The 14,599-nt window shown below is 70.8% G+C and carries 14 protein-coding genes; 12 read left to right on the plus strand and 2 right to left on the minus strand.

Features of this window, described 5'->3' with window-relative positions; genetic code table 11:
- Positions 1 to 133: 133 nt before the first annotated feature.
- The 5 genes from PKD06_RS15050 to prfA all read left to right on the plus strand — a co-directional run bounded on the left by PKD06_RS15050 (position 134) and on the right by prfA (position 6,095).
- Entirely contained in the window at positions 134 to 589 is a 456-nt protein-coding gene (locus PKD06_RS15050) for a GNAT family N-acetyltransferase (RefSeq protein ID WP_324381463.1), read from the plus strand.
- An 11-nt stretch (positions 590 to 600) separates the two neighbouring features.
- Complete coding sequence (gene trmD, locus PKD06_RS15055) at positions 601 to 1,314, plus strand: tRNA (guanosine(37)-N1)-methyltransferase TrmD (RefSeq protein WP_324381465.1); 714 nt, start codon at positions 601 to 603, stop codon at positions 1,312 to 1,314.
- Positions 1,315 to 1,388: 74 nt separating this feature from the next.
- Positions 1,389 to 2,552 (plus strand): M20 aminoacylase family protein, encoded by a 1,164-nt coding sequence (locus PKD06_RS15060; RefSeq protein ID WP_324381467.1) that lies wholly within the window; start codon positions 1,389 to 1,391, stop codon positions 2,550 to 2,552.
- 181 nt (positions 2,553 to 2,733) lie between these two features.
- Positions 2,734 to 5,013 (plus strand): phosphoenolpyruvate--protein phosphotransferase, encoded by a 2,280-nt coding sequence (ptsP, locus tag PKD06_RS15065; RefSeq protein WP_324381468.1) that lies wholly within the window; start codon positions 2,734 to 2,736, stop codon positions 5,011 to 5,013.
- The gene (gene prfA, locus PKD06_RS15070) at positions 5,013 to 6,095 is read left to right on the plus strand and encodes a peptide chain release factor 1 (RefSeq protein ID WP_324381470.1); all 1,083 of its coding nucleotides are present in this window, start codon (positions 5,013 to 5,015) and stop codon (positions 6,093 to 6,095) included. Before ptsP ends, prfA begins: the two co-directional genes overlap by 1 nt.
- A 46-nt stretch (positions 6,096 to 6,141) precedes the next feature.
- On the opposite strand, the gene PKD06_RS15075 is transcribed toward prfA, so the two are convergent.
- Positions 6,142 to 6,927, minus strand: coding sequence for an SDR family NAD(P)-dependent oxidoreductase (locus tag PKD06_RS15075; RefSeq protein ID WP_324381472.1), 786 nt, complete (start codon positions 6,925 to 6,927; stop codon positions 6,142 to 6,144).
- A 149-nt stretch (positions 6,928 to 7,076) separates the two neighbouring features.
- Between PKD06_RS15075 and PKD06_RS15080 the strand changes: the two genes are divergently transcribed.
- The 6 genes from PKD06_RS15080 to trpA all read left to right on the plus strand — a co-directional run bounded on the left by PKD06_RS15080 (position 7,077) and on the right by trpA (position 12,483).
- Positions 7,077 to 7,631, plus strand: coding sequence for a hypothetical protein (locus PKD06_RS15080; protein WP_324381473.1), 555 nt, complete (start codon positions 7,077 to 7,079; stop codon positions 7,629 to 7,631).
- A 106-nt stretch (positions 7,632 to 7,737) separates the two neighbouring features.
- On the plus strand, positions 7,738 to 8,766 hold the full coding sequence (locus tag PKD06_RS15085) for a lysylphosphatidylglycerol synthase domain-containing protein (RefSeq protein ID WP_324381476.1): 1,029 nt from the start codon (positions 7,738 to 7,740) through the stop codon (positions 8,764 to 8,766).
- Positions 8,767 to 8,780: 14 nt separating this feature from the next.
- Positions 8,781 to 9,605: a class I SAM-dependent methyltransferase gene (locus PKD06_RS15090; protein ID WP_324381477.1), complete on the plus strand. Its 825-nt coding sequence runs from the start codon at positions 8,781 to 8,783 to the stop codon at positions 9,603 to 9,605.
- Positions 9,606 to 9,734: 129 nt separating this feature from the next.
- Complete coding sequence (locus tag PKD06_RS15095) at positions 9,735 to 10,976, plus strand: ATPase (RefSeq protein WP_324381479.1); 1,242 nt, start codon at positions 9,735 to 9,737, stop codon at positions 10,974 to 10,976.
- A 14-nt stretch (positions 10,977 to 10,990) separates the two neighbouring features.
- Complete coding sequence (locus tag PKD06_RS15100) at positions 10,991 to 11,617, plus strand: hypothetical protein (protein ID WP_324381481.1); 627 nt, start codon at positions 10,991 to 10,993, stop codon at positions 11,615 to 11,617.
- A gap of 26 nt (positions 11,618 to 11,643) precedes the next feature.
- Positions 11,644 to 12,483 carry a tryptophan synthase subunit alpha gene (gene trpA / locus PKD06_RS15105; protein ID WP_324381483.1) on the plus strand — a complete coding sequence of 280 codons (840 nt, stop codon included), beginning with the start codon at positions 11,644 to 11,646 and terminating at the stop codon, positions 12,481 to 12,483.
- Positions 12,484 to 12,493: 10 nt separating this feature from the next.
- Here trpA and PKD06_RS15110 read toward each other — a convergent pair whose 3' ends face one another.
- A complete protein-coding gene (locus PKD06_RS15110) occupies positions 12,494 to 13,435 on the minus strand; it encodes a DMT family transporter (RefSeq protein ID WP_324381485.1) in 942 nt (313 codons plus the stop codon).
- 175 nt (positions 13,436 to 13,610) lie between these two features.
- Between PKD06_RS15110 and PKD06_RS15115 the strand changes: the two genes are divergently transcribed.
- Positions 13,611 to 14,599 (plus strand): DUF882 domain-containing protein (locus tag PKD06_RS15115; RefSeq protein WP_324381486.1); only part of this gene is annotated, 989 nt, incomplete at its 3' end.

Genomic DNA, 14,599 nt, shown 5'->3' on the forward strand with positions numbered 1-14,599 from the left:
CTCGAGATCGCCCTTCCCGGACGGCGCCGGACGGCGCTCCTTCCCTTCACGCGCGCCTTCGTGCCGGAGGTGGACGTCGCGGGCGGGCGCCTCGCGATCGCCCCGCCGGAAGGCTGGCTCGACGAGGACGACGATGAGCGCTGACGCCTTCCTGCGTCCCGCGCGGCGGGAGGACCTGCCGGCCGTCATGGCGATGCTGGCCGACGACATCCTGGGCCGCAACCGCGAGGGCGGCGCCGACGCGGCGGTGGCGAGGGCTTTCGAGGAGATCGCGGCGGATCCGCGCTCGACCTTCTGGGTCGTGGAGCGATCGGGCAGCGTGATCGGCTGCGCGCAACTGACCGTCCTTCCCGGCCTCTCCCGGCGGGGCATGAAGCGCGGGCTCATCGAATCGGTGCGCATCGCCTCGGGCGCCCGGGGCCGGGGTCTCGGCCGCTGGTTCGTCGGCGAATTGATCGCGAAGGCGCGCGAGGCAGGCTGCGGCCTCGTGCAGCTCACCAGCGACAAGCGGCGTGAGGACGCCCATCGTTTCTACACGAATCTCGGCTTCGCCATGAGCCACGAAGGCTTCAAGCTGATGCTGGATTGAGGCGGCGATCCGTGACGGCATCAGCCCCCCCCTCCTCCTGGCGCGCCTCGGTCGTCACGCTCTTTCCCGCGATGTTTCCGGGGCCTCTCGGCCTTTCCCTCGCGGGGGAGGCGCTGGCGCGGGGCGCCTGGAGCCTCGAGACCGAGGATATCCGCCGGCACGGGATCGGCCGCCATCGCGCCGTCGACGACACCCCCGCGGGGGGCGGGCCCGGCATGGTGATGCGGGCCGACGTACTCGCCGCCGCCCTCGACGCCGCCGCGCCGCCCGGCGATCCGCGCCCGAGGCTCCTGATGTCGCCGCGCGGGGCGCCTCTCGTCCAGAAGCGCGTGCGCGAATTGGCGGCGGGGCCGGGGCTCGTCATCCTGTGCGGGCGCTTCGAGGGGGTGGATGAGCGCATCATCGCCGGGCGCGGGCTCGAAGAGACCTCGATCGGCGACTATGTCCTGTCGGGCGGCGAGATCGCGGCCCTCGCCGTGCTCGATTCCTGCATCCGCCTCCTGCCGGGCGTCATGGGCGCCGCCGCCTCGGAGACTGAGGAGAGCTTCGAATCGGGCCTCCTCGAATACCCGCACTATACCCGCCCCCGTGAATGGGAGGGGCAGGCGATTCCCGACATCCTGCTCGGCGGCAACCACAAGGCCGTCGCCGAATGGCGCCTCGCCGAGGCGCGGCGGCTGACGCGCGAGCGCCGGCCCGACCTCCTGCGCCCCGCCGGCGATTGACGGGCGGCGAGCCCTCCCCTCAGATGAAGGCCGGAACCGCAAGGGGGCCGCGCCCCCGGCCACGAGAGCCGATCATGACCGTCCATCCGCGCATCGCCGAGATCGTCCCCGAAATCGCCTCCTGGCGGCAGGATTTCCATTCCCACCCGGAGCTTCTCTTCGAGGTGCACCGGACGGCGGGCATCGTCGCCGACAGGCTGCGCGCCTTCGGCTGCGACGAGGTCGTGACCGGGATCGGCAAGACCGGCGTCGTCGGCGTCATCAGGGGGCGGAACGCGGCGAGCGGCAAGGTCGTGGGCCTGCGCGCCGACATGGACGCGCTGCCGATCGAGGAGGAGACCAACCTCCCCTACCGCTCGCGCAATCCCGGCCTCATGCATGCCTGCGGCCATGACGGCCATACCGCCATGCTGCTCGGCGCCGCCAAGTATCTCGCCGAGACGCGCAACTTCGACGGGACCGCGATCGTGATCTTCCAGCCGGCCGAGGAAGGCGGCGGGGGCGGCGACGCGATGGTCCGCGACGGCCTCATGGAGCGCTTCGGCATCCAGGAGGTCTACGGCATGCACAACTGGCCCGGCACGCCGGTCGGGGAATTCGCCATCCGCCAGGGGCCGATCATGGCGGCCGCCGACCGCTTCCTCATCCATGTCGAAGGACGGGGCGGGCACGCGGCCCAGCCCAACCGCAACATCGACACGCTGCTCTGCGCCGCCCAGATCGTCGTCGCGCTCCAGTCCATCGTCGCGCGCAACGTCGATCCGCTCGATTCGGCGGTGCTGTCGGTCTGCTCCTTCAAGTCCGGCGAGACCTACAACGTGATGCCCCAGCACGCCCATCTCATGGGCACGGTGCGCACGCTCAAGCCCGCGACCCGCGACCTGATGGAGGCGCGCATCGAATCGGTCGTGCGGGCGACCGCCGAAGCCTTCGGGGCAAAGGCCACGGTCGAGTACCAGCGCGGCTATCCGGTGACCTTCAACCACGCGGCCGAGACGGAGTTCATGGCCGGCGTTGCGGCCAAGGTCGGCCGGAAGGTGCGGACGGACATCCCGCCCGAGATGGGCGCGGAGGATTTCTCCTACATGCTGGAGAAGCGCCCCGGCGCCTATATCTTCATGGGCAACGGCGATTCGGCGGGCTGCCACCACCCGGCCTATAATTTCGACGACAGCGCCATCCCCTACGGCGTCTCGCTCTGGGCAAGGATCGTCGAGGAGCGCATGCCCGCGGCCTGAGGTCCCGGAAGCCCCCGCATAGCCCGCGAGGCTCATGCAATCACATGGTGCATATGCGATGGCCGGGCCTTGCCCCGGCCCCTTTCCTCTCGCTATAGGGCCTCGGCAAGGGCTAGAGTCCCGGCCGCGAACCGGGCTTGCGGCAGCATGTGCTGCGCGGCCTTCGTTGCGGGTAGGAACGATGCCAAGCGCGCCGGGCGGACCGCGGGTTCTTCTGCGCCGCCTCCGCGAGATCATGGCGGAGCCGGTGCCCGCCCAGGCGCGCCTGGACCGCATCGTGGTCCTGATCGCGGCCAACATGGTCTCCGAGGTCTGCTCGCTCTACGTGATGCGCGCGGACGACACGCTCGAACTCTACGCGACCGAGGGCCTCAACCGGGAGGCGGTCCACCAGACGAAGCTGCGCGTCGGCGAGGGCCTCGTCGGGCTGATCGGCGAGAGCGCCGAGCCGCTCGCGCTCTCCGACGCCCAGACCCATCCGGCCTTCTCCTACAAGCCCGAGACGGGCGAGGAGATCTATCACGGCTTCATGGGCGTCCCGGTGCTGCGGGCCGGCAACACGCTCGGCGTCCTCGTCGTCCAGAACCGCACCTACCGGGTCTATACCGAGGAGGAGATCGAGGCCCTCCAGACGACCGCCATGGTGCTGGCGGAGCTGATCTCCTCGGGCGAATTGACGGGGCTCGGCGAGCCCGGCACCGAGACGGTCGCGCGGCGTCCCCTCCATTGCCGCGGCCTCGCCCTCGCCGACGGGCTCGGCCTCGGCCATGCCGTGCTGCACGAGCCGCGGGTCGTGGTGCGCAACATCATCGCCTCCGACCTCGACGCGGAACTGGCCCGCCTCGATACCGCGATCGCCGACGTGCGCTCCTCCATCGACGAGATGCTGGAGCGCGGCGACATCGCCCACCAGGGCGACCATCGCGACGTGCTCGAAACCTTCCGCATGTTCGCCAACGACCAGGGGTGGCTGCGCCGGCTGCGCGAGGCGGTCCGCACCGGAATCACGGCCGAGGCGGCGGTGGACCGCGTGCAATCGGACAACCGCGCCCGCCTCATGCGCTCGACCGATCCCTATCTGCGCGAGCGGCTGCACGATCTCGACGATCTGACCAACCGGCTCCTGCACCGCCTCGTCGGCCGGGACCTCGTGGCGGAGCCGGCCGGGCTTCCCGAAAACGCGATCGTGGTGGCGCGCGCCATGGGGCCCGCGGCGCTCCTCGACTACGACCGCAAGCGCCTGCGCGGCCTCGTGCTGGAGGAGGGCGGCGAGACGAGCCACATCGCGATCGTGGCGCGGGCCCTCTCGATCCCGGTCGTCAGCGGCGTCGAGAACGTCAGCGCCCTCGTCGAGGCCGGCGACGCCCTCATCGTGGACGGGGATGCGGGCGAAGTGCAGATCCGCCCGCCCGCCGACATCCAGTCCTCCTACGCGGTCAAGGTGAGGCTGCGGGCCCGGCGCCAGGCGCAATACCTGCTCCTGCGCGACCGGCCCTCGCGCACGCTGGACGGGGTCGAGGTGACGCTCCAGCTCAATGCGGGCCTCCTGGTCGACCTGCCCCATCTCGAGGAGACGGGCGCGGCCGGCGTCGGACTTTTCCGCACCGAGCTGCAATTCATGATCGCCGAGCGCATGCCCTCGGCGAAGGACCAGCAGGCGCTCTATGCGGAGGTCTTTGCGGGCATGGGCGAGCGCCCGGTCACCTTCCGCTCGCTCGATATCGGCGGCGACAAGCTGCTGCCCTACATGCCGCGCATCGAGGAGGAGAACCCGGCGCTCGGCTGGCGCGCGATCCGCATCGCGCTCGACCGGCCGGCGCTGCTGCGCATCCAGGCCCGCGCCCTGCTCAAGGCCGCCGCCGGGCGCCATCTGCGCCTCATGTTCCCGATGGTGGCGAATACGGGCGAGTTCCTGCGGGCCAAGGCGCTGGTCGAGGGGGAGCTCGATTACCTGCGCCGGCAATCGGCCGCCCTGCCGGAGCACATCTCCATGGGGGCGATGGTCGAGGTGCCCTCGATCCTGTTCGAGATCGACACGATCGCCCGCAGGGCCGATTTCCTTTCGGTCGGCTCGAACGACCTGATGCAGTTCCTGTTCGCGGCGGACCGGGACAACAAGCTGGTCTCGGGGCGCTTCGACGCGCTGAGCCCGGCCGCCTTGCGGGCTCTGCGCCTCATCGCGGAGCGGACGGGGGAAGCCGGCTGCCCGGTGACGGTCTGCGGCGAGATGGCGGGGCGCCCGCTCGACGCCATGGCGCTGATCGGGCTCGGCCTGCGGCGCCTGTCGATGTCCGCCGCCTCGGTCGGCCCGGTCAAGGCGATGCTGCTCGCGCTCGACACCCGCCCCCTGTCAGAACTTCTCGCCGGGGCGCTGAACGGCTACGACCCCGAAGACCCGGCGCCGGACAGCCTGCGCCCCAAGCTCCTCGCCTTCGCCGAACGCCACCAGATCCCCGTCTGATGCCAGCCCCGCCCGCCGACAAGCTCGACGCGATCCTCGCGCGCCACGCGATCCTCACCGCGACCCTCAACGGGGGGCCGGAGCCGGAGGTCTTCGTCTCCGCCTCCCGGGAGCTGGCGGAACTCGACCCGGTGGTCGAATCGATTCGCGCCTGCCGCGCGGCGCAGGACGAGCTGGCCGGCATCGACGCCATGCTGGCCGAATCCGCGCTCGATGCGGAGATGCGCGCCCTCGCGGTCGAGGAGCGTCCGGCTTCCGCCGCCGCGGTGGAGGCGGCGGAGGCCGCGCTGAACCTCATGCTGCTGCCCAAGGACGCGGCCGACGAGAAGAGCGCGATTCTCGAAGTGCGGGCGGGAACCGGCGGCGACGAGGCGGCGCTCTTCGCGGGCGACCTCTTCCGCATGTATGCGCGCTATGCCGAGCTGAAGGGCTGGCGGGTCGAGATCCTCTCGCAGAGCGAGGGCACGGTCGGGGGGCTGAAGGAGATCGTCGCCGCCATCGAGGGGCGGGGCGTCTTCGCCCGGCTGAAATTCGAATCCGGCGTGCATCGCGTGCAGCGCGTGCCCGACACCGAGGCGTCCGGCCGCATCCATACCTCCGCCGCGACCGTCGCGGTCCTGCCGGAGGCGGAGGATGTCGATATCGTCATCAACGATGCCGACCTCAAGATCGACACCATGCGCGCCCAAGGCGCCGGCGGCCAGCACGTCAACAAGACCGAATCGGCCATCCGCATCACCCATGTGCCGAGCGGCATCGTGGTCTTCGTCCAGGACGAGCGCTCGCAGCACAAGAACCGGGCCCGCGCCATGGCGCTCCTGCGCTCGCGCCTCTACGACCAGGAGCGCACCGCCAAGGACGCCGCCCGCGCCGCCGACCGGCGCTCGCAGGTGGGCTCGGGCGACCGCTCGGAGCGCATCCGCACCTACAATTTCCCGCAGGGGCGGGTGACCGACCACCGCATCAACCTGACGCTCTACAAGCTCGAGGAGGTCATGGCCGGAACCGCGCTCGACGAGGTCGTCGACCCGCTGATCGCGGACCACCAGGCGGCCTTGCTCGCGGAGGCCGGCGGGGGCTGAGCCGCGCCTGCTTCTCCCCGCTCGCGGGGAGAGGCGGGTGCGGTCCCTATTTCGGCTGCATCCTGAGGGCGCCGTCGAGGCGGATGCATGCGCCGTTCAGCATGTCGTTGTCCACGACGGCGCGCACGAGCTTGGCGAATTCCTGGGGCTTGCCGAGGCGGGAGGGGAAGGGGATCGTGGCCTCCAGCGCCTTGCGGATCTCGGGCGGCAGTCCCTCGACCATCGGCGTCTGGAAAAGCCCCGGCATGATGGTGACGACGCGGATGCCGAGCGGCGCGAGGTCGCGCGCGACGGGCAGCGTCAATCCGGCGATGCCCGCCTTCGAGGCGGCATAGGAAGCCTGGCCGATCTGCCCGTCCTGCGCGGCGATGGAGGAGGTGTTGACGATGACGCCCCGCGCGCCGTCGCCCGTCGCGGGCTCGAGCCCGGCCATCGCCGCCGCGCAGGCGGCGATCATGCGGAAGGTGCCGATGAGGTTGACCTCGATCCCGGTCCTGAAGGTCGCCATGTCGTGCGGGACATAGGCGCCGGTCTCGTGGTGGCGCGAGACGGTCTTGCAGCCCGGCACGATCCCGGCGCAGTTCACGAGGATCCGCTCGACGCCGTGCCGCGCCCGCGCCCGCGCGAGGCCCGCGGCGACGGATTCGTCGCTCGTGACGTCGACGCGGCAGAAGATCCCGTCCGCATCCTCGGCGACGATCTCGCCGCGCTCCTCGTTCATGTCGAAGACGGCGACGCGCACGCCGGAATTGGCCAGCAGCCTCGCGGTCGCCTCCCCGAGGCCGGACGCACCCCCCGTCACCACCGCCGCCACCTTATTGTCCAGTTTCACCGGCACCTCCCTGAATGCATCGCCTGTAGCGCCTGTCGGGGCGCCCGTGAACGGGAAAGGCCCGCGTCGAGCGGCCTCCTCGCGCGGGTCTTCCGGCAAGGCTATAGGACTTTGTTAATCCTGATCGTCGTAACCCGATGGATATGTCTGTGCGCGTTTCCCTCCTGACCGCAGCCGCCCTGGCGCTGCCGCTCGCCGCCGCACCCGCCCTCGCCGCAGGGCCGAAGAAAACCGCCAATGCCGAGGCGAAATCGAGCATGCCGGGCGGCGCCAAGCTCGTCGCGAGCTTCGGCGACTGGGGAGCCTATACGGCACAGAACGGCCGCTCCAAGCTGTGCTACGCCCTTTCCGAGCCCAAGAGCCGCAGCCCCGCGAACCTGAAGGACACCAAGGCCTACCTGTTCGTCTCCTTCCGCCCGGGCGAGAAGGTTCGCAACGAGATCGCCGCGGTCCTGAACTTCAAGACGAAGAACAACGGGCCCGGAAGCCTCGTGATCGGCGGCACCCATTACGATCTCATCACCGTGGGCGAGAATGCCTGGATCAAGACCCCCTCCGAGGAGGCGGCGGTGATCGGCAGCATGTCCAAGGGCTCGACGCTGACGCTCCAGGCCCTCTCCGCCCGCGGCAACAAGACGGCCGACCGCTATTCCCTCAACGGCTTCGCCCAGGCGCTCGAACAGGCCCGCCGCGACTGCCTCTGACCTCGCGCCCTCTTCGGGTCGAAAGGCCATGTCCGCCCGGCCTTGCCGGCGGGCCGGCACTCGGGCAGAACGCGCGCGGCTCGGCGACGTCCGATCCGGAGGGGCCATGAAGAACGTCAAGGAATTCGTCTGGCCCCTGATCGGCTTCGCGGCCGTGATCGTGTCCGGCTGGCTCCTCTATCGCGAATTGCGCGGGCTCTCGCTCGCCGACATCTGGGCGAGCCTGTATCATATCGAGCCCCGGCACTACGCGCTCGCGCTCGCATCGACCCTGCTCGCCTATGCCGCGCTCGCCTGGTACGATCGCATCGCCCTCATCCATCTGGGCGTGCGCCACATCTCCTGGCTCTTCGTCTCGCTGACCTCGTTCACGACCTACGCCCTCTCGCACAATATCGGGGCCTCGGTCTTCTCGGGCGCCCTCGTGCGCTACCGGGCCTATACGTCCAAGGGCCTCTCGGCCGCGCAGGTGGCGGTGCTGGTCGCCCTGTGCTCCTTCACCTTCGGGCTCGGCACCGTCCTCCTGATGGGCGTCGTCCTCACCTACGAGCCGGACCTGCTCGGCCGCGTCGCCGACCGCGTCCCCGCGACCCTCGCCAACCCGACCACCGCGCGCGTCTTCGGCCTCGGTTGCCTCGCCTTCGTCGCGCTCTACGTCGCGGGCTCGCTCCTTCATTTCCGCCCGCTGGTGATCCGCAAGTTCCACCTCTCCTATCCGCGCCCCAACGTGATGGTCCGCCAGCTCGTGGCGGCGCCGCTCGAGCTGATCGGGGCGGCCGGCATCATCTATTTCGCGCTGCCGGAGGCGACCAATCCCGGCTTCATGATCGTGCTCGGCGCCTTCCTCGCCTCCTTCTCCGCCGCGCTGATCAGCCACGCGCCGGGCGGCCTCGGCGTGCTCGAACTCATCTTCGTGGCCATGATGCCGGACGTGCCGAAGGCCGACGTGATCGCCGCGCTCCTCGTCTTCCGGCTCTTCTACCTCCTCCTGCCCTTCGCGGCGGCGATCGTCGTCGTCCTGCTCTTCGAGCGCGCCCGTCTCGCCGCCGCCTGGCGCGAGCGCATGTCGCGCTCGATCCCGGCCGGCGTGCCCGAGCCGGGCACCAAGCCGCCCCCGCCGCCGCCCCATCCCTGACGGCGCGGAAAAACATGAGACGGCGCGCGCGCCGGCTCGGCTTCGGCCTCGCGACGGTGCTGGGTCTGCGCCCGCTCGGCTTCTTCATTCCCTCCCGGCATGCCGCGCAGGCGAGGCCCGGCTCCTATCCGGCTCTCGCTCCGCTCTTCGAGGCCGCCGATGCGCGTTTCGAGGAACTGTTCGAGGCGATCGAGGGCTTCGCGCCGCAATTCGCGCGCATCCTCGCAGGCGAAGGCCCGGCGCGCTTCGACCAGGACTGGTTCCCCCGCCTCGACGCCGCGGCGGCCTATGCGCTCGTGCGCCGGGAGCAGCCGCGGCGCATCGTCGAGATCGGCTCGGGCCATTCGACGCGCTTCCTCGCCCGGGCCGTCCGCGACGGCGGCCTTCCCACACGGATCGTCGCGATCGACCCCGCCCCGCGCGCGGACCTCGCCGGGCTCGGCGTCACGCACGAGCGGCGCCTCCTCGCGGAGGCCGATCCGGCGCTCGCCGATCTCGGCGCCTCCGACATCCTCTTCGTCGATTCGAGCCATGTCGCGATGCCGGGCTCGGACGTGGACCGCATCGTGGGCGACGTCCTGCCGCGCCTGCCCGCCGGGACCCTCGTCCACTGGCACGACATCCTCCTGCCCGACCCCTATCCCGAGGAGTGGTCCTGGCGCGGATACAACGAATCCATTCCCGTCGCGGCGCTGATCGGGGGCGGGGGCTGGGACCTCGTCTTCGCCAGCCACTGGATCGCGACCCGCCGCCCCGACCGCCTGTCACAGGGGATTCTCTCCCGCCTCCCCCTCGTTCCGGGCGCGCGCGAGACCAGCCTGTGGCTGAGGCGGCGGTGAGGCGGACGCATGCGAATGCGACGGCCCCGTGGCCGGGCCGCCACATTATTGCACCGCGGTTCATGCTTTAGGCCCCATGGAGAGGTCGGAGCGGGGGGAGACCGGGCTCGACTTTCCGAATGAGGCCGCATGGCGGACGCCGTTACCTTCTCGATTCCCGACCCGCGCGACGCGCGCATCGCGGCCCGGCGGGCCCGCGACCTGGAGCGCGGCTACAGCATCTCCTACAAGCGTCTCACGCTCGCCTTCGTGATCGAGGGCATCGTCGTCGCGACCTCGCTCGCGGGCCCGTGGCTCTTCGCCTCCATCTATGCCGGGAAGGACCCGCTCGCCTTCTGGATGATGCTGCTGGCGCCGGTCGCCTACGGGGTGATCGAGTTCAGCCGCGTGCCGCTCGCGGTCTCGATCCGCACCCAGCCCTCCAAGGTGCTGCGCGTGATCGCGGCCATCGGCGTGATCGGCGCGGCCGCGGTGACGGTCAAGTCCATCTCCCAGCTCGGCGAGATCATGTTCCGCCCGCGCCTCACCGAGGCGGTGACCGCCCAGGCGAAGCTCGGGGACGCCGTGGCCGCCAAGGCGACGCTCGACCGCCAGATCACCGATGCCGACGCGGTGGTCGCGCAGCGCACGACCCAGCTCGCCGAGGCGGAAAAGCGCCTCAAGGACGGCAATACGGAACTCGGCGCCCTGCCCCCGCAGCGCTGCTTCAAGGTCGTGACGACGACCCGCGACGGCCGCCACGTGACCGGCACGCGCTGCACCACCGATCCGCGCATGGACGCGATGAAGACGAGCCTCTCGAACGCCCAGCGCGACCGGCGCGAGGCATCCGACCGGCTCGACGCGGCGCGGGCCGAGCGGGCCAAGCTCGACCGCGGCGCCGTCGACCGCGCCGCGAGCGAGGCGGCCGTGAACTACCGCGACGCGGTGATGCGCTCGCAGCTCCACAGCTTCACCGCCATGGTGTTCTTCAAGGATCCGGGCCAGGTGACCGACAAGGAGATCCACTCCTTCCTGTTCTTCTTCGTCTTCATCCCGGCGATCGGCGCCTCGCTCGCCGCGACGCTCCTCGCCCTGACCGCCGTCGAGCGCCTGCGGGACGAGGATTCCGTCTTCATCGACGAGCGGGCCGGCTCCTTCATCCTGGAACCGTTCGCGGCCGAGATCCTGCGCCAGGCGCGCGAGGAAGCAGGCCAGGCAGCCGAGGCCGCCCTCGGACGCGGCAAGGGCAGGTTCAGGGAGGAGGAACTGCCCGAGGCCGCTCCTCCCGAGCAGCCGGCGGCAGGGCCACAGCCGGCGGCAGGGCCGCAGCCGGCGCCCGGCCCGCATCCTCCCCCAGGCGGCCTGCGCGTCGTCGAGACGGGACGCTGAGGAGGCGCTGAGCCTTGGAAATCCCCAACACGCCCGAGAACCGCGTCCTCGCCGGCGCCGTCAATGCCCGCATCAAGGCCGATGCGCGCATCCTGAACGCCAAGGCGGCCTTCTGGCGCCTCGCCGGCTGGGCGCTCGTCTGCGCGATGATCGGGCTCGGGACGGGCGCCGCCCTTCTGGGCTGGACCTATAGCCGCGCCCCCGCCATCGAGGCCGACCTCGTGGCGCGCGCCGTGGCCGACGCCCTCCAGACGGTCACCTTCAAGACGGAAGGGACGGTGAAGCTCGATCCCGAATCGCGCCTCGCGGTCTCCTCTCCCGTCCCGCGCCCGACCGAAAGCCAGCTCGGGGAGGGCCAGAAGCCGGCCTCGCAGGCCGCCGTGAACACCGCCTTCACGGTGTTCAAGAACGTGCCGCACGGCTCGGGCCAGGTGGTCACCGGGTGGAACTTCACCTCGAGCGAGCAGAAGAGCCCGACGCACCAATATTGCTATTACTCGGAGCAGATCGACGGCGGCTCGAAGCTCACGGTCGATCTCGGCGAGAACGGGCGCCCGAACCCCGCCGCCCGGCCGCGCGGCGGCATGGATCCCACCGTCGCCTACACGAATTGCGTCTGGTTCAAGTCGGGCTCGATCTAGGCTCCTTTCTGCTGTACCCCGCGGCCATGACCGCACGCCTGACCGCCCGTTTCGACCAATGCCGCCGCGAAGGGCGGGCCGCCCTCGTGACCTATGTCATGGCCGGAGACCCCGATCCCGAGACCGCTTTCAAGATCGTCTCCGGCCTCGCCCGGAACGGCGCCGACGTGATCGAGCTGGGCATGCCCTTCACCGATCCGATGGCGGACGGGCCGGCCATCCAGGCCGCCGGCCTTCGCGCGCTGAAGGCCGGGCAGACGACCGCCAGGACGCTCGATCTCCTGCGCCGCTTCCGCGCCGAGGACCAGGACACGCCCGTCATCCTGATGGGCTATTTCAACCCGATCTACGTCTACGGCGTCGAGCGCTTCCTCGCCGACGCCAGGGAGGCGGGGGCGGACGGCTTCATCATCGTCGACCTGCCGCCGGAAATGGACGACGAATTCTGCCTGCCGGCCCTGGCGGAGGGCTTCGCCTTCATCCGCCTCGCGACGCCGACCACCGACGATGCCCGCCTGCCGACCGTGCTGCGCAACACGGCGGGCTTCGTCTATTACGTCTCGATCACCGGCATCACCGGCACCGCGACCCCCGATTTCGACCGCGTCGCGGCGGCGGTGGCGCGAATCAAGCGCCATACCGGCCTGCCGGTGGTGGTCGGATTCGGCGTCCGCACGCGCGACCACGCGGCGGCGGTGGCGCGGGGAGCCGACGGCGTCGTCGTCGGCTCGGCTTTCGTCGATGCGGTGCGGGCCTCCCTGGGGGAGGACGGACAAGCCGGCCCCGACACCGTCGCGCGCGTCACCGCCCTCGCCGCCGAGCTGGCGGCCGGCGTGCGCTCGGCGGCGAAGGACCGGGCCGCCTGAGATCGAAAGCTCAGCCTTTCCGCTGCGCCCGCACGGCGCGCTCGCGCGAGAGCAGGTAGAGGCCCGACCCGATCACGATCCCGGCGCCGACCAGGGTCCAGCGGTCGGGAACGTCGCCGAAGACGAAATAGCCGAGGGCCGTGGTCCAGAGGATCTGCGTATAGACGAGGGGCGAGAGCAGCGAGGCGGGCGCCCGGCTATGGGCGACCGTGAGCAGCCCGTGGCCGAGCGCGCCGAGGAGGCCGGTGCCGGCAAGGGCCGCCAGGACATGGAGGTTCGGCGGCGTGGTCCAGACGAAGGGCAGGATGGGCGTCAGGAGGACGACGCCCGCGAAGCCGCCATAGGTCATGGTGGTGGCGGGCGGATCGTGCGCCGCGAGCATGCGGGTCAGGATCGCATAGAGCGCGTAGCAAACGGTATTCGCCACCGTCAGCAGCATCGCCGGGTGGAGGGAGGCGGTGCCCGGGCGCGTGATGACGAGCACGCCGAGGAAGCCGACCATGATGGCGGCGAGGCGCCGGGGGCCCGCCCATTCGCCGAGGATCGGGCCGGCCAGCAGCGCGACGAGGAGCGGCATCGCGAACTGGATCGAGATCGTCTGGGTCAGTTGCAGATATTGCAGCGCGATGAAGTTCAGCACCGTCGAGCCGAAGAGCAGCAGCGAGCGGAGGATCTGAAGGGCCAGCCGGTTCGAATGCAGGATGCGCGGCCGGGTCCAGCCGTTCAGCAACAGGGAGAGCAGCGCCACGCTCACCATGTAGCGGAACCAGGCGGTGACCAGGGGATCGACGTAGCGGCTCGCCCATTTCCCGCAGGTGTCGAGGCAGGCGAAGCACAGGACGGCCACGCACATGAGAAGGATGGCGGCGAGGCGCCGGGGTGTGTCCCGATCGCCACCTTGTCCGTCGAGTTGCCGGGGGGGCTCTTCGGCGTGTCGACGGCGTCGGATCATTCTGCCATCAATACCGCCGGGGGCCGCAAGGCAACCTCGGCCAAGACCTTTTGCAGCGGGAAAACAGCCGGCGTTAACGTCTCGTTAACCCCCACGGCGGCAACCCCGCGCAGCGATCCGGGAGGCGCAAGGTGTGACAGACCGTTCGTGGCATCGCCTGCGCCGACTTCGCCGGATGGCGGGCGGATTCGCCGCCGCCGCCGCGCTTCTCGTCTGCGGCACCGCGAGCCTGCAAAACGCGGCCGCGAACGGCGATACCCGCACACTCGACCTCTACCACGAGCACACCAAGGAATCGGCCTCGATCACCTATCGCCGCAACGGCCAATACGTGACCGAGGGGCTGCGCCAGCTGAACTGGATCCTGCGCGACTGGCGCATCGACGAGCAGGTCCAGATGGACCCCAAGCTCTTCGACATCGTCTGGCAGGTCTATCGCGAGGCGCGCGCCAGCGGGCCGATCCACATCAATTCCGGCTATCGCTCGCCCGAGACCAACGCCGCCTTGCGCCGCCGCTCGCGCGGGGTCGCCGAGTTCAGCCAGCACATGCGCGGCAAGGCGATGGATTTCTTCCTGGAAGGCGTGTCGATGGCGCGGGTGCGCGAGATCGGCGTCAAGCTCCAGCATGGCGGCGTCGGCTTCTATCCGCATTCGCGCCATCAGTTCGTTCACCTGGATGCCGGCGGCGTGAGGTCCTGGCCGCGCCTGCCCGACGCGCAGCTCGCCCGCCTCTTCCCGGACGGGCGCACCGTCCACATCCCCCGCAGCGGCACGCCCATGGCCGGCTACGAGGAAGCCAAGGCGGCGATCCTGGCCCGGGGCGGGACGGTCGCGGGCTACTCGACCTATGCCGAGGGCGGGCGCCGCAAGAGCCTGTGGGCCAGCCTTTTCGGCGGCGGGGAGGACGAGGACGAGGAGATCGGCGCCCCGGTCGCCCGCACGCGCGTCGCGAACGCCAACGACAGCGACGGGGGAGCGCGGAGCTTCTTCTCCTTCTTCGGCGGCGATGCGAGGCCGGCCGCGCCGGCCGCTCCGCCTCCCCCGGCGCCGTCCCTGCCGCCGCCGGGCATGGGCGGCGCCGCGCTGACGCCGCCGCCGACGCCCGTGGCCGCCGCGCCCATCGCCATCCCGCTTCCGCCCCGCAGGCCCGCGGAACTGGCCGC

It is taken from the genome of Enterovirga sp., from assembly GCF_035325185.1.
In the GTDB taxonomy this organism is placed as follows: domain Bacteria; phylum Pseudomonadota; class Alphaproteobacteria; order Rhizobiales; family Beijerinckiaceae; genus Enterovirga.